Here is a 24,885-nt window from a genome sequence, read left to right as displayed (position 1 = left end):
CAGCCGGAGCAGAGGTCGCCGCCATGTCCCTGACCGCCCAGACCCGCCGGGAATCCCCCGGCAACGCCCGCCCGACTCCGGCGACGACGACACGCCCCGCCGGCGCCGGTCCCCGCATCTACAACCTGTTCCCCCTGCTGGCGGGAACGGTGGAGGACTGGAAACGCCACCTGCCCCGGATCGCCGCGATGGGGTTCGACTGGGTTTTCCTGAACCCCGTCCACTATCCCGGCTTCTCCGGCAGCCTGTACGCCGTGAAGGACCCTTACCGGCTGAACGAGCTGTTCCGCGGCGACACGGATGCCGACACGGACACGCTGCTGCGGGACTTCTTCGCCGAGGCCCGCCGGCACGGGCTGACGGTCATGCTGGATCTGGTGGTGAACCACACGGCCAAGGACGCCCTGCTGGCGGAGCAGCATCCCGACTGGTACGTGCGCAACCGCGACGGTTCCCTGCGCAGCCCCGGCGCCGTCAACCCGCAGGACCCGACGGATGTCACGGTCTGGGGCGATCTGGCGGAACTGGACTACAGCCGGCAGGAGTCCCGCGAGGGGCTGATCCGCTACTGGGCGGACTGGGTGCGGCACCAGGTCGGACTGGGGGCCGCCGGCTTCCGCTGCGACGCCGCCTACCAGGTGCCGGCGGGCGTCTGGCGCGCCCTGATCGAGGCGGCCCGCGGCACCGATCCCGAGGTGCTTTTCTTCGCCGAGACGCTGGGCTGCACGCCGGAGCAGGTGGCCTCGCTGGCGGATGCCGGCTTCGACTACCTGTTCAACAGCGCGAAATGGTGGGACTTCCGCTCCGACTGGTTCCTGGAGCAGTATGAACTGTACCGCTCCATCGCCCCCACGATCGCCTTCCCCGAGAGCCACGACACCGAGCGGCTGGCAGCGGAAACCGGCACCGGCGACCCCCGCCATCTCGCGGCGCTGGCGAAGATGCGCTACCTGTTCTCGGCAGCCGTATCCTCGGGCGTGATGCTGCCGGCCGGCTTCGAGTACGGCTTCACCCGCCGGCTCAACGTGGTAGAGACGCGGCCGCAGGACTGGCAGGCCGAGGCTGCGGAACCGCGGCTGGACCTGTCGGGCTTCATCGCCGACGTGAACGCCATGAAGGCGTCCGTGCCCGCCCTGAACAGGGAGGGGCCGCTGCGCCGGATCACCGGCGCGCACGATCCCGTGGTGGCGCTGCTGCGCAGCGACCCGGCCAGCGGGGAGAGTGCGCTGCTGCTGCTGAACCCGGAGACGGACGGCCCCCGTTCCCTGGACCCGGCGATCCTGCTGGCCGCGGGAGACGGCGGCAGCTTCGAGGACGTCACGCCGTCGAAGGCTCCGGCCGTGCTGCGGCCGGGCGTTCCCGTGGTGCTGGAGCCGCTGGAGCTGCGCGTCTTCCGCGGCCGCCCGGCGAAGCCCGCCATCGCCCCCGACCCCGGCGCCAGCCTCGCACGGCTGGCCGCCCTGGCGGAGGACCGCGTGGCTGTGGAGGACGTCTACCCCTGCGTGGACGGCGGCCGCTTCGCCGTCAAGCGCGTGGTCGGCGACATCATGGAGGTGTGGGCCGACATCTTCGCCGACGGGCACGACAGGATCGCGGCGGTGGTTCAGTACCGCGTGGCCGGAGAGGCGGCATGGGCCGAAGCGCCCATGGTCTTCATCGACAACGACCGCTGGGCGGGCCGCGTCCCGCTGAGCCGCAACGCCCGCTACGAATACCGCATCGAGGCGTGGCGCGACCTGTTCGCCACCTGGCGCGCCGACTTCGTGAAGAAGCGCGACGCCGGCCGCGACGTGTCGCTGGAACTGGTGGAGGGGCGCGGGATTCTGGAAAAGGCGGTGGAGGGGGCCGAGGGTCGCGGCAAGGCCACGCTGACCGCGCATCTGGAGCACCTGCGCGGCGTGCCCGACCAGGACAGGCTGCGGCTGGCCGACCTGCTGCTGGGCGACAGCCTGGCCGCGGACATGGCGCGGTTCGGCCCCCGCACCAACCGCTCGCACTCGCAGACGCTGGAGGTGGTGGCGGACCGGCTGGCGGCCCGCTTCTCCTCCTGGTACGAGCTGTTCCCCCGCTCCATGTCGGACGATCCGGCACGGCACGGCACCTTCGACGACGTGATCGCCAAGCTGCCCTATGTCCGGGACATGGGATTCGACGTGCTGTACTTCCCGCCGATCCACCCGATCGGCCGGAGCAACCGCAAGGGCCGCAACAACTCCCTGACCGCCGGGCCGGACGATCCGGGCAGCCCCTACGCCATCGGCTCCGAGGCCGGCGGGCACGACGCCATCCACCCCGAGCTGGGCACGCTGGACGACTTCCGCCGGCTGGTACGGGCGGCGAAGGAGCACGGGCTGGAGATCGCGCTGGACTTCGCCATCCAGTGCAGCCCGGACCATCCCTGGATCAAGGAGCATCCGGACTGGTTCGACTGGCGCCCCGACGGCAGCATCCGGTACGCGGAGAACCCGCCCAAGAAGTACGAGGACATCGTCAACGTCCACTTCTACCGGCACGCCCTGCCGGACATCTGGTTCGCCCTGCGCGACGTGGTGCTGTTCTGGGTGGCGCAGGGGGTGAAGATCTTCCGGGTGGACAATCCCCACACCAAGCCCCTGCCCTTCTGGGAATGGATGATCCGCGAGGTGCAGGACCGCCACCCCGATACGATCTTCCTGGCCGAGGCCTTCACCCGGCCGAAGATGATGAAGCGGCTGGCAAAGCTGGGCTTCACGCAGAGCTACACCTACTTCACCTGGCGGCGGCACAAGCAGGAGCTGACCGACTATCTGGTGGAGCTGACCCAGGGGCCGGCGAAGGAGTACTACCGTCCGAACTTCTTCGTGAACACGCCGGACATCAACCCGCCCTATCTGCATTCCGGCAACCCGGCGATGTTCAGGATCAGGGCCGTGCTGGCCACCATGCTGTCCAGCGTCTGGGGCATGTACAGCGGCTTCGAGCTGTGCGAGGGCACGCCGCTGCCGGGCAAGGAGGAGTATCTCGACAGCGAGAAGTATGAGATCCGCGCCTGGAACTGGGACGATCCCCGGAACATCCGCGGCTACATCCGGCACCTGAACCAGCTCCGCCGCAAGGAGCCGGCCTTGCAGCACCTGACGAACCTGCGCTTCTACACGGCGCACCACGACGGGGTTCTCTACTTCGGCAAGGCGGACCCGCGCGACAGCGGCTCGATGATCCTCTGCGCCGTCAGCCTGAACCCCGACCAGGGCGCCTATCAGGTGCCGTTCGAGGTGCCGCTGTGGGAGCTGGGCCTGCCCGACGATGCCGCGGTGCAGGTGGAGGATCTGTTCAGCGGCGGGCGCTGGTTCTGGTACGGCAAGTGGCAGAACCTGACCCTGGAGCCCTGGAACAACCCGGCCGCGCTCTGGCGCATCAGCCGGCCGTCCTGACCCGTCCCGGGCCGGCGGGTGTGCTGTCCGGCGCCGCTGGGCCTGGCATCGCTGGGCCTGGCATCGCTGGGCCTGGCAGCGCGCGTCCTGCCCGACAGGTCCAGCGTACCACCGACGGCGGTCCGCGTCGCCCCCCGATAAGTCAGGGCGGTGCAGTCCTTCCGGGTGTCTTCCGTTCCGACGCAGGAAACCCTATATCCTGTCGTGCCGGAACCGTAGCCGTATGATCGGCCAGCCCGATACGGGGCACGGGTCCGGACGGGCGGGCGCCCCGTTTCTCCAGCGGGAAACAGCATCCCTGGACAGGAAGCGCCATTCGGAGTCCGCGCCATGCGTGCCTGGGCCGTGCGTGTCTGGATCGTCGCAGGTTTCCTTCTCGCCTCCCTGCCCGCGCAGCCGGTCCGGGCGCAGGACGCTGCGTCCACGACGCCACAGGATGACGGCTTCTACCTGAAATCGACGACCGGCTGGGACCGCGGCCTGGGCTCTGCGTCCGGCCTGCCGGTCAGCAGCGATCTCAATCTGGGAAGCGCCCTGACCCTGGGCAGCCCCCTGTCCGGCGGCATTGCCGCCGGCTGGCGCCCGATGGAGATGCTGCGGCTGGAAGTCGAATACATGCACGGCCGCGCCGACCGCGGCTCGGTGACCGACCTGCCCGCCGGCGCCGACCGGCTGGACCGGCAGAGCGTGATGGCCAACGCTCTCCTCGATATCGACCTGAGCGGCTGGGTCACCCCCTATGTCGGCGTCGGCCTGGGCCTGACGCGGCTGGAGCTGGACGCCGGGCGGCTGGACGGGGCGACCCTGGTCGGGCGGGATGACATCATCTCCTACCAGGGCATCGTCGGGTTTTCGATGCCGTTCAGCGAGCAGCTCTCCTTCTTCGCGGACGGCCGCTACACCGGCTTCAGCGATATCGCTCTGGACCCCGGCCGCACCGATGCCGGCAATGATCTTCAGAGCTGGTCCGCCCTGGCCGGCCTGCGCTACCGCTTCGGCGGCCCCTGAACCCCCGTCAGGTGATCGCGGCCCGCCTCAGACAGGTTCCGGTTCGGCCGGAGCGCGTGCCGTTGCGCCCACGGTCCCGGACGCGATGACGGAAGCGACCGCGGCCTGCCGCCGTTCCCACTCCGGATAGCGCAGCGTCAGCTCGTGCGGCCGGTCCTCCAGATCCAGGACGGACAGCGTGCAGGCGGGATCGCGGCGCATCCGGTCGAGCCCGGCCAGATGCACGATGCCCAGCGGCCGGTGCGGCAGGAAGAACTCCACCAGCCTGTCCGCCGCCGGATCGAAGCGCCACGGCCCCATGTAGTTGCACCAGTCCGGCAACAGCTCCAGCGGGAGCCCGTCGACATAGACGGCCAGCGCCATGGCGAGCTGATCGGAGGTGAAGATGTGCCCCTTGTGGATCACCCGGTCCTGCCATCTCTGAAAGGCGGCCCAGTACGGCGCGTCCGCCCGCAGGGCGTAGGCCCCGGCGTTCAGCGTGGCCCTGACCGCGAGCGGCCGCAGGATATCGGCGGGCAGGCCGGCACGGCGGCCGTTCTTGTAGAGGATGGAGCGCACCCGGGCGATGCCGCCCAGCAGCCACTTCACCGTCAGCTCGCCCTGCCGGTAGCGGCCCGTCTGGGCGACGATGCCGAAGCGCCCCCGCCGCGCCGCGCGGATGTAGAGGTCCACCGCCTCCCAGTCCTGAACCCAGGCGTCGCCGTCGATCCAGACCAGCACCTCGTAGCCGGGGAAATACTCCGGCAGGAACAGCTTGGCGATGTTGGCGCGCAGATAGCCGCGGTCCCGGATGCGGCCGGCCGGGAAGTCGTAGTGCCATTGCGCCGTGACCACGGTGCAGCCGATGGCTTCGAGGTGGGCGCGCTGGTCAGCCGTCAGGCCGGCATCCACGATGCCGAAGGGGCAGTCCCGTCCCTGCGGGAAGCGCCGGACCGAGGCGATCAGCTCCAGCAGCATCGGATAGTAGGTGGCGTCGCCGCCGCTGATCAGGATGTGGGACCTGGACGGGGGCATCGCGCACCTGACGGGCTTGCGGATCGTTGGGGGTAACCAGCAAGCGTATAGGCCGGCGGCAGCGGACCCGCAAGCCGCGCAGAACCCCGACCTTCGATGCGGGCTGCGGCCCGGTCCCGCCCGGTTCCGGCGCGACGAAGGGCAGCGGCCGGCCGCGAAAGGGTTACGATCCGGCCCGTCCGTCCCCACATGCCGTTGGATATCCGACGAACCCCGCGCCGCGACGGGGGTGGCGGGCAACCTATCCCCCGCCACTTCTGTTCAGTGGCAGTGTCCCGCCCGCAGACCACGGCTCCCGGCATGATCGATCGCAGCGACCGCTTCTGGTACAAGGACGCGGTCATCTACCAGACCCACGTCAAGGCCTTCCACGACGCCGACAACGACGGCATCGGCGATTTCGCCGGGCTGGCGCAGAAGCTGGACTATATCCAGGAACTCGGCGTCACCGCCCTCTGGCTGCTGCCGTTCTATCCTTCGCCGCTGAAGGATGACGGCTACGACATCGCCGACTACCGCGACGTCAATCCGCGTTACGGCACGCTGCGGGACTTCCGCAACTTCGTGCGCGAGTGCCATGCCCGCGGCATCCGCGTCATCACCGAGCTGGTGGTCAACCACACATCGGACCAGCATCCCTGGTTCCAGCGCGCCCGCCGGGCGCCCAAGGGGCATCCGCACCGGAACTTCTACGTCTGGTCCGACACCGACCAGAAATACCAGGGCACCCGCATCATCTTCCTGGACACCGAGAAGTCCAACTGGACCTGGGACGAGCAGGCCAAGGCCTATTTCTGGCACCGTTTCTACAGCCACCAGCCGGACCTGAACTTCGACAACCCCCGCGTCCTGCGGGAGGTGATGAACGTCATGCGCTACTGGCTGGACATGGGGGTGGACGGGTTGCGCCTGGACGCCGTGCCCTACCTGATCGAGCGCGAGGGCACCAACTGCGAGAACCTGCCCGAGACCCACGAGATCCTGCGCCGCATCCGGGCCGAGGTGGACAGCCACTACGGCGACCGCATGCTGCTGGCCGAGGCGAACCAGTGGCCGGAGGACGTGCTGCCCTATTTCGGCAATCCCGAGGTGGGCGGCGACGAATGCCACATGGCCTTCCACTTCCCGCTGATGCCGCGGATCTACATGGCGCTGGCGATGGAGGACCGGCATCCGGTCACCGACATCATGCGCCAGACGCCGGAGATCCCGGCCAACGCCCAGTGGGCCGTGTTCCTGCGCAACCATGACGAGCTGACGCTCGAAATGGTGACCGACAAGGAACGCGACTACATGTGGAACTTCTACGCCACCGACCGGCGCGCCCGCATCAATCTGGGCATCCGGCGACGGCTGGCGCCGCTGATGGACAACGACCGGCACAAGATCGAACTGCTGAACAGCCTGCTGTTCTCCATGCCCGGCACGCCGGTGATCTATTACGGCGACGAGATCGGCATGGGCGACAACGTCTATCTGGGGGACCGCGACGGCGTGCGCACGCCGATGCAGTGGTCGCCCGACCGCAACGGCGGCTTCTCCCGCGCCGATCCGGCGGGGCTGTATCTGCCGACGATCCAGGACCCGGTCTACGGATTCCAGGCCGTGAACGTGGAGGCACAGGCCCGCTCCTCCACCTCGCTGCTGAACTGGATGCGCCGGCTGGTGGCCGTGCGCCAGCAGTACAGGGCGTTCGGCCGCGGCAGCCTGCGCTTCCTCTACCCCGGCAACCGCAAGGTCCTTGCCTATCTGCGCGAATACGAGGGCGAGGTGGTGCTCTGCGTCGCCAACCTGTCGCGCGCCCCGCAGGCGGTGGAACTGGACCTGCGTCAGCACCGCACCTGCGTCCCGGTGGAGATGATCGGCCGCAGCGCCTTCCCGCCGATCGGGGACCTGCCCTATCTGCTGACCCTGCCCGGCTACGGCTTCTACTGGTTCGTCCTGTCCAGCCAGGCCGCCCTGCCGACCTGGCACGAGCCGGTGCCCGAGCCGCTGCCCGACTTCGTGACCCTGGTGCTGCGCGACGGCTGGCGCGAGGTCGTCACCGGCCGCGGCATCCGCGACCTGGAGACGGAGGCGCTGCCCGCCTTCGTGCCGAAGCAGCGCTGGTTCGGCGCCAAGGATGCCCGCGTCACCGGGGTGCGTGTCACCGGCACGGCGGAACTGCCCGACCCGACGGGCGGCGGCGAAAGCTATCTGCTGACCCGCATCGACGTGTCCCACACCGCCTCGTCGGAGCCGGTGCCCTACTTCCTGCCGCTCGCCATGTCCTGGGAGGAGCAGGCGGGCACGCCAGGCTGGCCGCTGTTCCCGTTCACCGTGGCGCGCACCCGCCGGGGCGCGCGCCTGGGGGCCGCGTTCGACGCCATGCAGTCGTCGCGCTTCGCCTTGGCGCTGGTGGAAGCGGTACGGAAAGGGCTGGAACGTCCGGCGACCCGCGGCAGCCTTCTGTTCCTGCCGACCGACCGGCTGGACGAGGTGCGCTTCTCCGTGACCGAACCGCCGGAGGTGCGGACCCTGGGGGTGGAACAGTCCAACACCTCGGTCCTGCTGGGCGACCAGATCGTGCTGAAGATCTACCGCAGGCTGGAGCCCGGCAGCCATCCGGAGCTGGAGATGGCCCGCTTCCTGACGGAGCGGGTGCCCTATGCCAACACCCCGCCGCTGCTGGGCACCATCGAGCACAGGCTGGAGGGCGACGGCACGGCGCTGGCCGTGCTGACCGGCTTCGTCCGCAACCAGGGCAACGGCTGGACCTTCACCCTGGACTATCTGACCCGTGAGCTGGAGGACGCCCGCCTGCATCTGACCGCGGGCAGAGAGTCCGGGGCCGTGCCGCCTGTCCTGGCCGAGGTGGAGGGGGAGAATTTCGGCATGTACCTGACCCTCGCCCGGACCCTGGGCGAACGGACGGCCCAGCTCCACTGCGCCCTGGCGACGACGACCGGCGATCCCGGCTTCGATCCGGAGCCGGCCGGGGCGGCGGACATGGAGGACTGGCGCGAGGCGGCGATGCGGCAGGTGGAGGCGGGCCTGCATGCCCTGCGTACCGCCCGCGACGGCCTGCCGGACGAGGCGCGCGCCGCCGCCGACCTGCTGCTGGGCCGGGAGGAGGAGGTCTTCGAGCGGGTCCACGCCCTTGCCCGCCCCATCGACGGGCTGACCAAGACCCGCATCCACGGGGACTACCATCTGGGCCAGGTGCTGCGCTCGGCCACGGACTGGTTCATCATCGACTTCGAAGGCGAACCGACGAAGACCCTGGCCGAGCGGCGGCGCAAGCACTCCCCCCTGCGTGACGTAGCGGGAATGCTGCGCTCCTTCGACTATGCGGCCTGGGGGGCCATGTTCCGGCTGGCGGAGGTGCATGCCGACGCCATCGACCGGCTGGGTCCCCTGGCGCGGGAATGGAACCAGGCCGCCCGCACCGCCTTCCTGGAGGGCTATGACGGCGCCATCGGCGCCTGCTCCGCCTGTCCGCAGGACGGCAGCGCCGACCGGCTGCGCGCCCTGTTCGAGCTCGAGAAGGCCTTCTACGAGATCGCCTACGAGGCGGGCAACCGCCCGACCTGGCTGCCCATCCCGATCCGCGGTGCGCTCGCCGTGCTGGACCGCCCACTGGAGATGCCGCAATGAGCCCGGACCGCCATGACCGCCCGTCCCGGGACACGGCCGATCTGGTCGATGCCCCGTTCGAGGCCGCCATCCATGCCCTGGTCCATGCCGACCATGGCGATCCCTTCAGCGTGCTGGGCCCGCATGACGGCCCGGACGGCACCTGGCAGGTACGCGGGCTGTTCCCCGACGCCCGCACGGTCGAGGTGGTGGACGCCGCAACCGGCACGACGCTGGCGGAGGCGCGGCGCGTCCACCCGCACGGCTTCTGGCTGGCCGCGCTCGACGGGCCGCAGCGGGCCTATCGGCTGCGCATCGACTTCGGCACCGGAGCGATGGAGTTCGAGGACGCCTACCGCTTCGGCCCCTGGCTGGGCGAGCTGGACCGTCACCTGTTCGCCGAGGGAACACATCTGCGCCTGTGGGAGCGGCTGGGGGCGCACCCGACGGAGATCGACGGCGTGGCCGGCACGGCCTTCGCCGTCTGGGCGCCGAACGCCCGGCGCGTCTCCGTCGTGGGGGATTTCTGCAACTGGGACGGCCGCCGGCTGCCGATGCGGCTGCACCACGGCATCGGCATCTGGGAGATCTTCGTGCCCCATGCCGGGCGCGGCGACCTCTACAAGTTCGAGATCAAGGGGCCGGACGGCACGATGCTCCCGCTGAAGGCCGATCCGATGGCCTTCCAGGCGGAAGCTCCGCCACGCACCGCGTCCGTCGTCCATGGCACGCCACCCTGGACCTGGGCGGACGGCGACTGGCTGGAGCGGCGTCCCGACACCTCGGACCTGCATAGCCCCATGTCCATCTACGAGGTGCATCTGGGCTCCTGGAAGCGGGGACCGGAGAACCGCTATCTGACCTACCGGGAGCTGGCGGACGAGCTGATCCCCTATGTGGCGGAGATGGGCTTCACCCATATCGAGATGCTGCCCGTCACCGAGTATCCCTTCGACGGGTCCTGGGGCTACCAGCCGGTCGGGCTGTTCGCCCCCACCAGCCGCTTCGGCACGCCGGAGGATTTCCGGTATTTCGTGGAGGCGGCGCACCGGGCGGGCATCGGCATCCTGCTGGACTGGGTGCCCGGACACTTCCCCACCGACCCGCACGGGCTGGGCCTGTTCGACGGCACCCACCTGTACGAGCACGCCGACCCGCGCCAGGGCTTCCACCAGGACTGGAACACCCTGATCTACAATTACGGCCGGCGCGAGGTGCAGAACTTCCTGCTGGCCAACGCCCTGTTCTGGCTGGACCGCTATCATCTGGACGGGCTGCGGATGGATGCCGTCGCCTCCATGCTGTACCTGGACTACAGCCGCAAGGCGGGGGAATGGGTGCCCAACCGCTTCGGCGGGCGGGAGAACCTGGACGCCATCGAGCTGCTGCGCCGGACCAACGAACTGGCCTATGGCGAGCAGCCGGGCGCGATCACGGTGGCCGAGGAGTCCACCGCCTGGCCGGCGGTGTCGCGGCCGACCTACCTGGGCGGGCTGGGCTTCGGCTACAAGTGGAACATGGGGTGGATGCACGACACGCTCAACTACATGAGCAAGGACCCCGTCCACCGACGCTGGCACCACCACAACCTGACCTTCGGGCTGATCTACGCCTTCTCGGAGAACTTCGTGCTGCCGCTGAGCCACGACGAGGTGGTCCACGGCAAGGGCAGCCTGCTGAACAAGATGCCGGGCGACCGCTGGCAGAAATTCGCCAATCTGCGCGCCTATTTCGGTTTCATGTGGACCCACCCCGGCAAGAAGCTGCTGTTCATGGGCGGCGAGTTCGCCCAGGAGCGGGAGTGGAGCCACGACCGCGGCCTGGACTGGTTTCTGCTGGGCCTGCCCGACCATGAGGGCGTGCAGCGCCTGATCCGCGACCTGAACCACCTGTACCGGGAACTGCCGGCGCTGCACCGGCTGGACTGCGATCCCGCCGGCTTCGAGTGGCTGGAGGCGAACGACAGCGAAACCTCGGTGCTGGCCTTCCTGCGCAAGGACGGCGCGGGCCGGATGACGGCGACCGTCTGCAACTTCACGCCGCTGCCGCGTCAGGGCTACCGGCTGGGCGTCCCGGCTGAAGGCTGGTGGGCGGAGCGGCTGAACACCGACGCGGAGCGCTATGGCGGCTCCAATGTCGGCAACGGTGGCGGCGTGCGGACGGAAGAGGTGCCGGCGCACGGACGGCCGTACAGTCTGTCGCTCACGCTTCCCCCGTTGGGGACGGTGGTGCTGGAGTTCCAGACAGAGCCGGCATGATCCGTTGCAGAATGCAGTGCGCGGATCAGGCCGGGCCAATGCGCAATGCAGGGTACGATGCATATTGCAACGACGCGACCACAATCCTAACGGGGAATTAACCTCGTTGCCGGGAAGGCCCCGCGTCGGCGGAGCTGCGTCTGGCATCCGTGTTGCAACGGATGCGGCAAGACCGGCGGGACACCCGCCGATGCGACCGACCGGGCAAACCGGCGGTCGCCTGCCGCGAACCGGCGGCACGAACCGAGGATTGTCACGATGTCACCGCTCCACGCCCACCCTCCGCCTGTCCGCGCCCTCTCCGGCCTTTTGTCCGGGGCGCTGCTCGGCCTGATGCTGAGCACGTCCCCGTCGGCCGCAGCCGTCTCCCAGCGGGGCACCGTGCCCCTGCACGGCACCGTGGCCACAAGCTGCTATCTGGTCGTCACCGACCATGGCAGCGCGATCGACATGGAGAACGGCGCCTTCTTCCAGGCGGTGGGGTCTGTCGGGGAGTCCTGCAACCACGGCCTGGGCTATACCGTCACCATCGAGTCCGAGAACAAAGGCCGCATGGTGAACGAGACGGGGCAGGGCGTCGGCTATGCCATCTCCTACGGCGACCTGCTGCTGGACACCCTTCGGGCGCCGGTCGAACTGACCCGCCGCTATGCCCAGCCGGAGTTGCGCACCCGGCAGTTCCGGGTGCTCGTTCCGGTGGCCTTCCGCTCGCTGACCGCCGGCACCTACAGCGACACCATCACCCTGACCATCGCCGCCCGCTGAGCACGACGGGGCGCGGATGCTGCCTCAGGCGAACAGCGCCACCCCGGCGATGATCCCCACCAGCAGGCCCAGCACGGCCGCAAGGCCGCGACGGTCTTCATTGATCGTTCCGTGGCTGCGCATGGCGTCCTCCCTCCCCCTCGGGAACAGGCTTGCAGGGACTTCGTCCGGTCCCGCCCCAGGAAAAGACGGGCAGAAGAAAAGGCCGCGGCGGTAAGGCCGCCGCGGCCGAGTGGATTTCACGGGCAGGGAAACGACACGGGACCCCCGGGCGGAAACCGCCCGGTCCCGCGTCAGAACGGCGAGGCAGCAGGGCTGCCCGCCGGTGCGGCGGAGGGCGTCGCGCGCGGGGCGGACTCCTCCGCAACCTCGGTGCTCTTCAGGCTTTCGCCCAGGCGGCGCAGATGCTGGCGCAGCTCCGCCTTCATCTGGGCGGCGATCTCCGCGCGCGCCTCGTGCAGGCTGACCGTCACGGCCGGCCGCGTCGCAGGCACGGCGGCAGGTGCCGGGCCCGGCGGCAGCATGGCGGTCTGGGTCTCCATCGCCAGCGACGGGCCGGCGAGAACGGCGGCGCAGAGAGCCGCGGCAGCAGCGCAGATCAACGTGCGCATGGCGCACCTCCTCTTGCGATGACGGGCCGATCCGTTTCCTGGCCCGCCGACGACAAGGCGAAAGATAGTTACCAATCCTTTCCAATCAATTACTTGCGCAATGCTACCGACGCAGCCGAGCCATGCCGGCGCCCCCGCGGACGCAAAATTATCCCGCACATGTCTTTTGCCGTTCCGGAAATTTCCCGGCATGGCGCCTGAGCGTCAAAGAATTCGCAAGGGCCGTTTGCGATCAGGCAAAATGTCCGACAGTGTAATTACACGGGCGCAATTGACGCACTTGAAGCACCGGGCAGCCCCCGGCCCTCAGGCGATCTCCGCCATAAGCTTGGAGAGGAAGGCGGCGGCGAAGTCGTCCGCGCCGGCGGCGGTGCGGACGAAGGCGCCCTCCCCCGCGATGACGTTCTCGGCGTAATAGGATTCCAGCCAGTCGAACTCGTCCAGGATCGCCAGCGCGTTCACCGTCACCCCGGCCGCCGCGGCGTGGGCGCGGGCGCTCAACGGATCGATCCCGGCATTGTTGAAACCGTTGGAGACCAGGTCGATCTTGCGCCGCGCGGCCCGCCAGGGCGCGCGCTCGATCAGCGCGACGGCGGCAACGATGGCGCTGCCCAGCGCGGTGCTGCCGCCCATGGCAATGCCGGGAACCGCGTCGATGGCATCGGCCATGGCGGTGCAGTCGGCGGCATCGGACACCAGCCGCCAGGGGACCAGGGCCGTCAGGGTGTCGGGGCCGGCGAACTGCACCAGGGTCACGGCGATGCGCCCGTGGCCGCCACGGGCGACGGCGGCGGCGACCCTGGGATCGCGGAAAGCGGCGGCATGGCCGCGCAACTGGAAGTCCAGGGCATTGCGGCTGATGCTGGCCGAAGCGTCCACCGCCAGCACCAGCGACAGGTCCACCGGCGCGCCCGCGGCGCCCTCCGCCACGCCCTCTGCGGTCCTGGCCGCCGCTGCCCCGAGCGGGGACAGCAGCGGCAGTCCGGCCAGCCCCGCCAGCAGCGCCCTTCGCCCGACCCGGTCGCTTCCGTTCACCCGTCCGCTCCTTCGTCTTCGTCCAGCCCGTCTCCGGCCAGCCCGTCTCCGGCCAGTCCGTCTCCGTCAGGCCCGGCCGCGTCCGCCGCCAGCGCATGGCGCAGCACCTTGCGCATCACCGTCGGCAGCGCCTCCGCCTCCAGCCCCGCCCGCGGCACCCAGACCGCCCCCGGAACGGACGGTGCCGGCTGCGGCACCCGGCCCGCCAGCACCTCCAGTTCGAGGTGGAAGTGGGTGAAAGTATGACGGACCGTCCCCGGCACCGGGCGCCAGCCGATCCCCGGCAGGGGCGCCGCTGCCCGCACGGCGTCGGCTCCCGGAACCGTTCCCGTCCAGTCGGTGGACGGCACCTCCATCATGCCGCCGAGCAGGCCCGTCTCCGGCCGGCGGCGCAGCAGCACCGCCCCGTCGCCGTCGCAGAGCAGGAAGGCGGTGCCCCGCCGCGTCGGCTTCTCCGCCTTGGCCGCCTTGCGCGGCAGGTCCTCCTGCACGCCGGCGGCGGAGGCGGCGCAGTCCGGCTGCCAGGGACAGAGGATGCAGCGCGGCCGCCGCGGCGTGCAGATCGTGGCGCCCAGATCGAACAGGGCCTGGGTGTGGTCGCCCGCCCGCGCCTCCGGCACCAGCGCCCCGGCCAGGGCGCGCAGCCGCGGCTTGGCCGCGGGCAGCGGTTCCTCCACCCGGAAGACGCGGGCCAGCACGCGCTCGACATTGCCGTCCACGGCCGCCGCCGGGCGGTCGAAGGCGATGGCGGCGACGGCCGCGGCCGTATAGTCCCCGATGCCCGGAAGGTGCCGCAATTCCGCTTCAGTGTCCGGAAAGCGCCCGCCATGGTCCCGCGCCACGGCGACGGCGCAGCGGTGCAGGTTGCGCGCACGGGCGTAGTAGCCGAGACCGGCCCAGGCCCGCAGCACATCGTCGAGGTCCGCCGCGGCGAGGTCCAGCACGGTCGGCCAGCGGCGCAGGAACTCCTGGAAATAGGGGCCCACGGTGGCGACGGTCGTCTGTTGCAGCATGATCTCCGACAGCCAGACCCGGTACGGGTCGGCCCGCTCCCCCGGGGCGGCGCGCCAGGGCAGGACCCGGCGGTGGCGGTCGTACCAGGAGAGCAGCCGCGCCCCCCGGTCGCGGCGGCTCCCGGCGTCAGGAAGCCCGCCTGGGCGCTGGTCAGGCGGGGCGGCTTCTGCTTTCTTACCGGCGCGGGACGAGGTGGAGGCAGGTGGCATGAGCGGACCCCAGAGGATCGGACGACAGGTCGCCACCATCGCGGGCAAGGCCCTGGGAAAGAACGGGCTGGCGTTCGGTGGCCTGCTGACCGAATGGGCCACCATCGTGGGACCCAGACTGGCCGACCAGACCACCCCGCTGAAGCTCGCCTTCCCCAAGGGACGCCGCGACGAGGCGGTGCTGCACCTCCGGGTGTCCAGCCCGGTGGCGCTGCTGCTCCAGCATGAGGAACCCCAGGTGCTGGAACGGATCAACGCCTTCTTCGGCTGGCGCGCGGTGGTGCGGCTGAAACTGGTGCATGGCGGGCCGGCCCTCAAGCCGTCCGCGCCTGCGCGACCGCTGCGCCGGCTGTCGGCTGAGGAGGAGACGGCCATCGCCGGCCGCACCGCCGAGGTGCCCGACCCCGACCTGCGCGACGCCCTGGAACGGCTGGGCCGGGCCGTCCACGGCTCCGCCCCGCGCTGACCCTGCCGCTTGCGGCTCCGGAGAACCGGAGTCTATATTCCAACATCTTGTGTTCAGGAGGCGATAGTGCGCCAAAATCTTCGAAGCACTTGGACCCGCCGCGGGTTCCTCGGGGCGCTCGCCCTGGCCGCGGGCATCGTGGCCCTGCCGTTGCTGGCGGGCCCGTCGGCCCTGGCCCAGCAGCCCGCCTCCCTGCCCGGCTTCGATCTCGCCCGGGCGACCGAGGACAAGGTGATCGGCGATCCGAAGGCCCCCATCACGATCATCGAGTACGCCTCGCTGACCTGCTCGCACTGCGCGCACATGCACACCGACATCCTGCCGCGCATCAAGGCGGAGTTCATCGACACCGGGCAGGCGAAGCTGATCTTCCGCGACTTCCCCATGGACCAGGTGGCGCTGACGGCCTCGATGTTCTCCCGCTGCGTCGCGCCGGAGCGGTACTTCTCCATGCTGTCAGCCCTGTTCAAGTCTCAGAAGGCCTGGTTCGCGGCCAAAGACCCGCTGGCGGAGGTCGGCAAGACCGCGCGGATGGCCGGCCTGACCCCGGAGCAGCAGGAAGCCTGCCTGAGCAACAAGCAGCTTGAGACCCATATCCTCCAGACCCGTCTGGACGGCATCAAGAAGTACAACATCAGCGGCACCCCGACCCTGATCCTGAACGACGGTGCGGTCGTGATCGACGGCGCGCGGGAGGAGGAGCTGATCAACGCGCTGGTCAAGCTGGGCGCCAAGCGCAAGGCGGAATGACCGGACGGCGGGCGCGGCGGTGCCCCGCACCGCCGGCCCTGCCGGGCCATGAGGTGCGGTGCACCGGGCTGCCATGCGCGCCGCGTTAACCGGGCCGCGCTAGAACGGCGCCCGGCGCCGGAGCATCGCTGGTCCGGAGCATCGTGGTCCGGAGCATCGCTGGTGATAAACCGGCCCCCGCGCGGGACAAGAGAGGCAGGGCAGAGACCACGGTGCAGTTCACCCGACTCCGCATTTCCGGCTTCAAGTCCTTCGTGGACGCGACCGAGCTTCAGATCGAGCCCGGCATGACGGGCATTGTCGGTCCGAACGGGTGCGGCAAGTCCAATCTGGTGGAGGCGCTGCGCTGGGTCATGGGCGAGACCTCGGCCAAGAAGATGCGCGGCGCCGACATGGACGACGTCATCTTCGGCGGCACGGCGACCCGGCCCGCGCGCAACATCTGCGAGGTCACGCTCTCGCTCGACAATGCCGGCCGCACCGCCCCGGCCCAGTTCAACGACTGGCCGGAGCTGGAGGTGACGCGCAAGCTGGAGCGCGCCTCGGGCTCCGACTACCGGATCAACGGCAAGGGCGTGCGCGCCCGCGACGTCCACATCCTGTTCGCGGACAACGCCTCCGGCGCCAACAGCCCGGCCCTGGTCAGCCAGGGCCGCGTCGGCGCCCTGATCAACGCCCGCCCGACCGACCGCCGCCAGTTGCTGGAGGATGCGGCCGGCATCTCCGGCCTGCACGCCCGCAAGCACGAGGCGGAACTGCGCCTGCGCGCGGCGGAAACGAACCTGACCCGGCTGGATGACGTCCTGACGACCATGGACGGCCAGCTCCAGGGCCTGCGCCGGCAGGCCCGGCAGGCCGCCCGCTACCGCAACCTCCAGGACCATATCCGCCGCGCCGAGGCGGTGCTGCTGCATCTGAAATGGACCCAGGCCCAGGGCCAGCTCGACCGCGCGATGGCCGGCTTCGCCGAGGCGGAGAACGCCGTCCGCGCCCTGATGCTGGCGGCGACCCAGGCCACCACCCTGCGCACCGAGATGACCGCCGGGCTGCAACCGAAGCGGCAGGCCGAGGCCGCCGCCGCCGCGGCGCTGCAACGCCTGCTGCTGGCCCGGGAGCAGTTGGATGCGGAAGAGCGCCGGGCGCAGGAGGCGTTCGCCGCCCTGCAACGCCGGCTGGCCCAGATCGACGGCGACCTGACCCGCGAGCGGGCGCTCGCCGCCGATGCGCGGCAGGCCATGGACCGGCTGGCGGAGGAGCGCCACGCCCTGGCCGAGGCGCAGGCCGAGGAGGCCCTGCTGAACGAGGAGGCGCAGACGGCGCTGATCGAGGCGAAGGACGGGGTGGAGGGGCTGGACCGGGAGCTGTCGCGCGCCATGGAGGGGCTGGCCGCGGAGGAGGCGAAGCGCGCCGCCCTGGACCGGCAGGTGCGGGAGCTGGACGGCCGCGCCGAGACCCTGCGCCGCCGGCTGGAGGAACAGCAGGCCACCCGCGAGGCACTGGCCCGCGATGACACCGTCGGCGGCGATGCGGCTGAGGCCGAGGCGGAAGTCGCCGAGGCCGAGACGCGGCTGGAACTGATGCGGGAGGAGGCGGAGACGGCGGAAACCGCCAAGGCCGCGGCCGAGGCCCGCGCCGAGGCGCTGCGGGCCGAGGCGCAGGCGGTCCAGTCCCGGGCGCGCGAGGCGGTGCAGCAGGCCGACTCCGTCCGCGCCAAGCTGAAGGCGGAGGCCGACGGGCTGGCCGCGCTGCTGAAGATCCGGTCGGGCGACCTGTTCCCGCCCGTGATCGACACGGTGACGGTCGCCCCCGGCTATGAACAGGCCCTGGCCGCCGCGCTGGGGGAGGACCTGACCGCCCCGCTGGACGAGGCCGCCCCGGTCCACTGGCGCACCCTGCCCGCCCTGCCCGATTCCGCCCCCCTGCCCCCGGGCGCCGAGCCGCTGGCCCGCCATGTCAAGGCGCCGCCGGCGCTCGCCCGCTGCCTCGCCCATGTCGGGGTGGTGACCGATGCCGCCTCAGGAGCCGCGGCGGCGCCCCGGCTGCGGCCCGGCCAGGTGCTGGTGACGCGCCAGGGGCATGCCTGGCGCTGGGACGGGCTGACCGTCACCGCCGGGGCGGAGACCGCGGCGGCACAGCGGCTGCGCCAGCGTAACCGGCTGGCCGAGCTGGAACTGGAGCTGGAGGCCGCCGACGAGCGGCTGGACGCCGCCCGCGAGGCACTGGCCGAGGCGGAAGAGACGGCCGAGCGCGCCCTGGCCGACGGGCGCGCCGCGGTGGAGGCCGCCGCCGGCCGTGACCGGCAGGCGCGCGACGCGGTGCGCGCGGCCTTCGCCGCCCTGGGGCAGGCCCAGGCCCGCCACGCGAAGCTGGCGCAGGCCGCCGCCGCCCTGGCCACCCGCCTGCAGGCGCAGGCCGAGGCGGTCGAGTCGCTGGAGGCGGACCGGGCCGAGGTCGAGGAGGCCCGCGAGGAGGCCCGCGCCGCCCTGGCGGAACTGCCCGACCCGGCGGAGGCCCGGCACCGGCTGGCCGAACTGCGCGCCCGGCTGGCCGAGCGCCGGGCCATCCAGGCCGAGCGCCAGAACGCCCTGGACCGGCTGCTGCGCGAGTCGGAGGCGCGCCAGCGCCGCCTTGCCGCCATCGCGCAGGAGGAGCGGTCCTGGCGGACCCGGCTGGACGGCACCGGCGGCCGGCTGGAGGAGCTTCAGGAGCGGGCCGAGGAGACCCGGGCCGAGCTGGAGCGGCTGGCCGAGCGACCGGCTGCCATCGAGACGGAGCGCGGCGACCTGCTGGACCGCATCGCCGAGGCGGAACGGCTGCGCCGCCGCGCCGCCGACGAGCTGGTCGCGCTGGAGGTGCAGGTCGCGGAGGTGGAGCGCGAGCTGAAGGCGGCGGAGACGCAGCTTGCCGACGCGCGCGAGGCCCGGGCCCATGCCGAGGCCGCTGTTGCCGCCGCACGTCAGGCGATGCAGACCCTGCGCGAGCGGGTGCAGGAGCGGCTGGACTGCGAACCGGAGAAGGTTCTGGACGTCGCCGGCATCGACCCCGCGCAGGAGCAGCCCGAAGCCGCCGCGGTCGAGGCGCGGCTGGAGCGGCTGATCGCCGAGCGCGAGACCATGGGCCCCGTCAATCTGCGCGCCGAGCAGGAGGTGGCGGAGCTGGAGGGCCAGATCGACGTGATGAAGGGCGAACGGGAGGACCTGATCGCCGCCATCGCCCGGCTGCGCCAGGGCATCTCCAGCCTGAACCGGGAGGCGCGCGAGCGCCTGCTGGCCGCCTTCGAGCTGGTGGACGGCCACTTCCAGGACCTGTTCACCCGCCTGTTCGGCGGCGGCAAGGCGCACCTGAAGCTGACCGAGGCGGAGGACCCGCTGGATGCGGGTCTGGAGATCTACGCCAGCCCGCCGGGCAAGAAGCTCCAGGTTCTGTCGCTGCTGTCCGGCGGCGAGCAGGCGCTGACGGCGCTGGCCCTGCTGTTCGCCGTGTTCCTCTGCAACCCGGCGCCGATCTGCGTGCTGGACGAGGTGGATGCGCCGCTGGACGAGGCCAATGTCGGCCGCTTCTGCGACATGGTGGAGGAGATGGCGCGGGGCGGGCACACCCGATTCCTCATCATCACCCACCACCGGCTGACCATGGCCCGCATGGACCGGCTGTTCGGCGTCACCATGGCCGAGCGCGGGGTCAGCCAGCTCGTCTCCGTCGATCTGAGCAGCGCCGAGGAGCTGACGGCGGCGGCCTGACGCCCCGGACGGGAAGAGGCACCGCCACGGGAGCGCGGCCTGTCCCGCTCTTCCGGATGATCTGGATCATGGCCCTTGTCATGCCGATATTCCATGCAAGGTGTTGTGTGGGATGGGGGCTCGGGCCTGGATCGGGACGGTTCCGGGCAGCGGTTCACAGGAGCGGTCACCATGCAGTCTGGTCATGCCCAAACGATGAAGCCCGCGCGCAGCGCCCTGGCGACGGCGGCGCTGTGCGGGCTGGCCGCGGTCGGCCTCGCGGCGTGCGCCAACCCCCAGGCGGAACAGGCCGTCTATGCCCAGCAGGCCTTCATCGGCATGCCGGTGCAGACGCTTCTGGCCTGCGCGGGTGTGCCCGAGCGCCGGGCGTCGGTCGATAACGTTGACTACTTCACCTATTCCAGCGAGCGCATCATCACGCGGCCGGCGACCATGCACGGCTACAGCGCATGGCATCCCTGGTACGGCTGGGGACCCTACTGGGGCTATGGCCCGGGCTGGGGCTGGAACGACTATCCCGAGATCGAGAGCCGGAGCTGCGAGGCCACCTTCACCCTGAAGAACGGCGCCGTGACCCAGGTGGTCTATGGCGGTGCCTCCTCCGGGTCCGTGCGGCTGGGCCAGTGCTACCAGATCGTGGAGAACTGCCTGTCGCTGATCCCGCGCCAGACCGCCCAGCAGGGCATGCGCTGATCCGCTCCCCTTCCTGCGCAGGGCGCGCCCCGGTGGCGCGCCCTTCTTTTTCATGGCGGGCATCCCGGAACGATCCTGACCCGGGAGTTCCAGAGACAAAGCCCTGACGAAACGGCCCTGCCGGACCTGACGGCCTGTAACGGACAGGTCCGGATCACGTCTGCCGCAGGGAAAGCCCCGCTCCCGCCAGCTGCCGCCATCGCTTCCTTTCCGACAGGACTGACCCGGCAGCGTCATAAAGCGCTTGCGCGTGCGCCGCAGCATGGCGTTCCCTGATTGCAACAGGTGCCCCCGATGCCGGAACCGGCCGGGAAACGCCCCGCAAGGGGCAGTGACCAGAACGCGGTCCGCCAGAGACCGCGACAACGAGCGCGGTCCGCCAGAGACCGCGATCCAGGGCGCGCCGAAGACGCCCCCAGAAGAGGACGACGATCCGGGAGACAGGGACCGTCCCGAACGGCGGCGGTCCGGAACAGGGAAGGAAGGGGACGGCCCATGCATGTGTCCGCGATCCTGAGAACCAAGGGTTCCGCCATCATCACGACGCGCCCGTCCGAAACGGTCGGCAGCGTCGTCCGCCTGCTGACCGTCAACCGCATCGGCGCCGCGCTGGCCATCGACGATGACGGGGGCATCGCCGGCATCATCTCCGAACGCGATATCGTGCGCGGCCTGGGCGAGCACGGAGCCGCCGTGATGGAGAGGAAGGTGTCGGACCTGATGACCCGCAAGGTCGTCGGCTGCGCCCCGTCCGACACGGTCGCCAGCGTCATGACCAAGATGACCTCCGGCCGCTTCCGCCATCTGCCGGTGATGGAGGGTGGCCGGCTGGTCGGCTTCATCAGCATCGGCGACGTGGTCAAGCACCGGCTGGAGGAGACCACCCAGGAGGTCGAGAGCCTGCGCCAGTACGTGGCCGGCGGCATCTGAGCGGAGGAGGACGCATGCTGACGATGCGCCCGGCGCCCGGTGCGCCGCAGGGACCGCCGCTGGCGTTTCCCCCCCTCGCCACGGCTCTGTCCGGGGCCCTGCCCGCTCCCTCGGCCGCATCCCGGACGGCCTCCCGGACGGCGGACGCCGCCAGCGCGCCGGAGCGGTTCAAGTTCATGGTCTGCGTGGACGACAGCCCGCAGTCCCGCGCCGCGCTGCGCTTCGCCGCGCTGCGCGCCGCCAATGTCGGCGGGCTGCTCGCCCTGCTGCACGTCACGGAACCGGCCGAGTTCGGGGAGTGGATGAGCATCGCCCAGGCGATGGAGCAGGAGCGCCGGGAGGAGGCCGAGCGGCTGCTGCACCGGATGGCCGCGGAGGTGCATGACCTGACGGGGCTGCGGCCGGAGGTGCAGATCCGCAGCGGTACCCTGGGGGCCGAGATCCTGGCCGCCATCCGGGAGGACGGCGACATCCATGCCCTGGTCGTCGGGGCCGCCCCGCCTTCCGTGCGCAAGGGGCAACTGATCTCCTGGCTGGCCGGGCAGTTGGCCGGCACGCTGGAAATCCCGCTGGTGGTCGTGCCCGGCAACCTGACGGACACGCAGATCGACCGGCTGGCCTGATCCGGCAGCGCGGATGCCGGTCCGGGAGTCGGCGGCAGGGAACGGGAGCGGGAATGGGGCCGGAGCAAGGCGGACGATCCGTCCCGTCCCCCTGAAATCTCACGGCTCCCTGGCGCAGGCGTCGCTTGCGGGGTCGTCCGCGTCTCCTATAGTGCGGACATCGCTCCGTCGTTGCGGACTCTTTCCCCGCCATGGGTACTCTCATCCCTACCCTGCTCGCCGTGGCCGGCCTGCTGGCGCTGGTCAGTCTGTTGCCGCCGCTCGCGCGCCGGCTGCGCCTGCCTTACACGGTGCTGCTGGCGGCGGTCGGCGTGGCGCTGGGGGTGAGCCGGCTGTGGATCACCGGCGGCGGCACTGCCGGCGAACTGGGGCCGGCGGGCGACTTCCTGACCGCGCTGTCGGACCTGGAACTCTCCTCTTCCGCTTTCCTCTACATCTTCCTGCCGGTGCTGCTGTTCGAGACGGCGCTGTCGGTGGATGTCCGGCGCCTGCTGGACGATCTCTGGCCGGTGATGATCCTGGCCGTGGTGGCGGTGGTGCTCTGCACCATCATCGCCGGGCTGGGCATGGCCGGCGCCTGGTGGGTCTGGAAAGGCACCCTGGGCACCCATGCCATCATCGTCTGCCTGACCCTGGCCGCCATCGTCGCCACGACGGACCCGGCAGCCGTCGTCGGCATCTTCCGGGACCTTGGCGCGCCGCGGCGGCTGTCGATCCTGGTCGAGGGCGAGAGCCTGTTCAACGACGCCGCGGCGATCGCCCTGTTCACCCTGCTGCTGGGAATGCTGACGGCGCGCGGACCGGCCGGCAGCATGGCCGAGGCCGACTGGGCGGGAGCGGCCCTGAGTTTCCTCGTGAAGTTCTTCGGCGGCATCGCCGTCGGAGTCCTGATGGGCTGGCTGGTCGGGATCATCGTGACGCCGCTGCGCAACCTGCCGCAGAGCGAGATCAGCCTGACCGTCAGCCTTGCCTATCTGGCTTTCATCATCGCGGAGCGCTACCTGGAGGTCTCCGGCGTGGTGGCCGTGGTGACGGCCGGACTGGTCATCGCCTCGGAGGGGCGGACCCGGATCAGCCCGGAGAGCTGGGAGGGCCTGCGCAATGTCTGGGGACAGTTGGGATTCTGGGCCAACTCGCTGATCTTCCTGCTGGCCTCCATGCTGATCCCGCCGACGCTGATGGAGGCGCAGTGGGGGCACATGCTGCTGCTGGCGGCGCTGGTCGTCTGTGCGCTGCTGGCCCGCGCCCTGGTGATCTACGGCATGCTGCCGGGCCTGACCGCCATCGGCGCCGCGGACCGGATCAGCGGCCCCTACAAGGCGGTGATGCTGTGGGGCGGGCTGCGCGGGGCCGTGTCGCTGGCCCTGGCGCTGGCGGTGACGGAGAACCGGCGGGTGCCCGAGCCGACACAGGAGATGGTGGCCGTCGTCGCCACCGGCTTCGTGCTGTTCACCCTGTTCGTGCAGGGCACCACCCTGCGGCCGCTGATCCGGCTGGTCGGGCTGAACCGGCTGTCGCCGGTGGAGGAGGCCCTGCGCAACCGCGCCTTCGGTCTGTCGCTGAGCCGGGTCCGCCAGGACGTGGAAACGATCGCCCGCGACTTCCACATCAACCCGGCCCCGGCGGTGGCCCCGCTGCTGGAGCGCGGGGCTGCGCTGGCGCAGGAGCAGATCGACCTGGACGAGCGGCACGGCGGCCTGTCGCTGGACGACCGCGTCTATATCGGGCTGAGCACGCTGGCCCGGCGCGAGGAGGAGCTGTACCTGACCCTGTTCCGCGACGGCGTGATCTCACGCCGGACCGTGCAGTCGCTGGTGGCCAACGCCGGCCGGCTCCAGGACGGGGTCAAGGCCGCCCGGCGTGAGGGCTATGAAGGGGCTGCCCGCAAGGAGGTGAAGCTCTCCCGTGGGCTGCGCCGGGCTCTCTGGGTGCAGCGGCGGCTGGGGGCCGACCGCTATCTGGCGCTGAAGCTGTCGGAACGCTTCGCGCAGCTCGTCGTCGTCCGCATCGTGGTGGAGGGGCTCAAGCGCTTCACCGACGAGCTGCTGGCTCCCATGCTGGGCCGTGATGCCGCCACGACCCTGACCGAGGTGTTGCAGACCCGCCAGGCCGCCGTGCAGGAGGCGCTGGACGCCCTGCGCCTGCAGTACCCGGCCTATGTCGAGGAGGTCCAGGTCCGCTACCTGACCCGGGCCGCCCTGCGCGTGGAGGAACGGACCATGCGCCGGCTGTTCGACGAGGCGATCATCAGCCGCGAGATCCTGGCCGACCTGGAGCGCGACCTGCGCCGCCGGCGGACCCAGGTGGAGGAGCCGCCGCGGCTGGATCTGGGTCTGTCCACGACCGAGCTGATCGGCCGCGTCCCGCTGTTCGCCGGGCTGGCGCCCGACCGGCTGGGCCGGATCGAGCGGCTGCTCCGACCCAGCCTTGCCATGCCGGGCGAGGTGCTGGTGCGCCGGGGCGAGCGCGGCGACAGCATGTACTTCATCTCCTCCGGCGCCGTGGCGGTGACGCTGCCGGGGTTGGCCCAGCCGGTGCGGCTGGGGTCGGGCGACTTCTTCGGCGAGCTGGCGCTGCTGGACGACCGGCCGCGCAACGCCGACGTGGTGGCGCTGGCCTACTGCCGGCTGCTGGTGCTGGACCGGCGCGACTTCCACCGCCTGCTGGACGAAGACGCCGATCTGCGCGGCCATGTCGAGGAGATCGCCGCCGCCCGCCGGCTGCCGTCGGCGGGCTGAAGC

16 protein-coding genes are annotated in these 24,885 nt (G+C 70.9%); 12 read left to right on the top strand and 4 right to left on the bottom strand.

The genetic code is table 11. The features are described 5' to 3' along the window. Positions 1–23 precede the first annotated feature (23 nt). Complete coding sequence (locus tag RC1_RS02445; protein ID WP_012565748.1) at positions 24–3,413, top strand: maltotransferase domain-containing protein; 3,390 nt, start codon at positions 24–26, stop codon at positions 3,411–3,413. Positions 3,414–3,743: 330 nt separating this feature from the next. Continuing rightward, entirely contained in the window at positions 3,744–4,421 is a 678-nt protein-coding gene (locus tag RC1_RS02440; protein WP_012565747.1) for an outer membrane protein, read from the top strand. Positions 4,422–4,448: 27 nt separating this feature from the next. Here RC1_RS02440 and RC1_RS02435 read toward each other — a convergent pair whose 3' ends face one another. Continuing rightward, positions 4,449–5,435, bottom strand: coding sequence for a glycosyltransferase family protein (locus RC1_RS02435; protein ID WP_012565746.1), 987 nt, complete (start codon positions 5,433–5,435; stop codon positions 4,449–4,451). Between the two features lie 300 nt (positions 5,436–5,735). Between RC1_RS02435 and treS the strand changes: the two genes are divergently transcribed. From treS to RC1_RS02420, 3 genes are all read left to right on the top strand, one after another. After that, positions 5,736–9,071, top strand: a complete 3,336-nt coding sequence (gene treS, locus RC1_RS02430; protein ID WP_012565745.1) for a maltose alpha-D-glucosyltransferase — start codon at positions 5,736–5,738, stop codon at positions 9,069–9,071. Further along, positions 9,068–11,308, top strand: a complete 2,241-nt coding sequence (gene glgB / locus RC1_RS02425) for a 1,4-alpha-glucan branching protein GlgB (RefSeq protein WP_012565744.1) — start codon at positions 9,068–9,070, stop codon at positions 11,306–11,308. Before treS ends, glgB begins: the two co-directional genes overlap by 4 nt. Positions 11,309–11,566: 258 nt before the next feature. Then, positions 11,567–12,073 carry a hypothetical protein gene (locus RC1_RS02420; RefSeq protein ID WP_012565743.1) on the top strand — a complete coding sequence of 169 codons (507 nt, stop codon included), beginning with the start codon at positions 11,567–11,569 and terminating at the stop codon, positions 12,071–12,073. 293 nt (positions 12,074–12,366) lie between these two features. Here RC1_RS02420 and RC1_RS02415 read toward each other — a convergent pair whose 3' ends face one another. From RC1_RS02415 to mutY, 3 genes are all read right to left on the bottom strand, one after another. Continuing rightward, complete coding sequence (locus RC1_RS02415; protein ID WP_012565741.1) at positions 12,367–12,684, bottom strand: hypothetical protein; 318 nt, start codon at positions 12,682–12,684, stop codon at positions 12,367–12,369. A 306-nt stretch (positions 12,685–12,990) separates the two neighbouring features. Further along, the gene (locus RC1_RS02410) at positions 12,991–13,719 is read right to left on the bottom strand and encodes a DUF1194 domain-containing protein (protein ID WP_012565740.1); all 729 of its coding nucleotides are present in this window, start codon (positions 13,717–13,719) and stop codon (positions 12,991–12,993) included. Then, on the bottom strand, positions 13,716–14,942 hold the full coding sequence (gene mutY / locus RC1_RS02405; protein ID WP_012565739.1) for an A/G-specific adenine glycosylase: 1,227 nt from the start codon (positions 14,940–14,942) through the stop codon (positions 13,716–13,718). The genes RC1_RS02410 and mutY overlap by 4 nt, the downstream gene beginning before the upstream one ends. On the opposite strand from mutY, the gene RC1_RS02400 reads away from it, so the two are divergent. The 7 genes from RC1_RS02400 to RC1_RS02370 all read left to right on the top strand — a co-directional run bounded on the left by RC1_RS02400 (position 14,941) and on the right by RC1_RS02370 (position 24,882). Continuing rightward, positions 14,941–15,408, top strand: a complete 468-nt coding sequence (locus RC1_RS02400) for a DUF721 domain-containing protein (protein WP_012565738.1) — start codon at positions 14,941–14,943, stop codon at positions 15,406–15,408. The two genes, mutY and RC1_RS02400, sit on opposite strands and share 2 nt — an antisense overlap. Before the next feature lie 66 nt (positions 15,409–15,474). Then, the gene (locus RC1_RS02395; protein ID WP_012565737.1) at positions 15,475–16,158 is read left to right on the top strand and encodes a DsbA family protein; all 684 of its coding nucleotides are present in this window, start codon (positions 15,475–15,477) and stop codon (positions 16,156–16,158) included. A 212-nt stretch (positions 16,159–16,370) separates the two neighbouring features. Continuing rightward, a complete protein-coding gene (smc, locus tag RC1_RS02390; protein ID WP_012565736.1) occupies positions 16,371–19,898 on the top strand; it encodes a chromosome segregation protein SMC in 3,528 nt (1,175 codons plus the stop codon). 171 nt (positions 19,899–20,069) lie between these two features. Next, entirely contained in the window at positions 20,070–20,591 is a 522-nt protein-coding gene (locus RC1_RS02385; RefSeq protein ID WP_012565734.1) for a hypothetical protein, read from the top strand. Between the two features lie 495 nt (positions 20,592–21,086). Further along, positions 21,087–21,521 carry a CBS domain-containing protein gene (locus tag RC1_RS02380; protein ID WP_012565733.1) on the top strand — a complete coding sequence of 145 codons (435 nt, stop codon included), beginning with the start codon at positions 21,087–21,089 and terminating at the stop codon, positions 21,519–21,521. A 14-nt stretch (positions 21,522–21,535) separates the two neighbouring features. Beyond that, positions 21,536–22,144, top strand: coding sequence for a universal stress protein (locus tag RC1_RS02375; protein ID WP_012565732.1), 609 nt, complete (start codon positions 21,536–21,538; stop codon positions 22,142–22,144). Between the two features lie 191 nt (positions 22,145–22,335). Next, complete coding sequence (locus tag RC1_RS02370; protein ID WP_012565731.1) at positions 22,336–24,882, top strand: cation:proton antiporter; 2,547 nt, start codon at positions 22,336–22,338, stop codon at positions 24,880–24,882. Positions 24,883–24,885: the final 3 nt, after the last annotated feature.

This window comes from Rhodospirillum centenum SW, from assembly GCF_000016185.1.
In the GTDB taxonomy this organism is placed as follows: Bacteria; Pseudomonadota; Alphaproteobacteria; order Azospirillales; family Azospirillaceae; genus Rhodocista; species Rhodocista centena.
The sequence above is the reverse complement of the archived record's forward strand: the minus strand, read 5'-3'. Positions and strand labels throughout refer to the sequence as shown.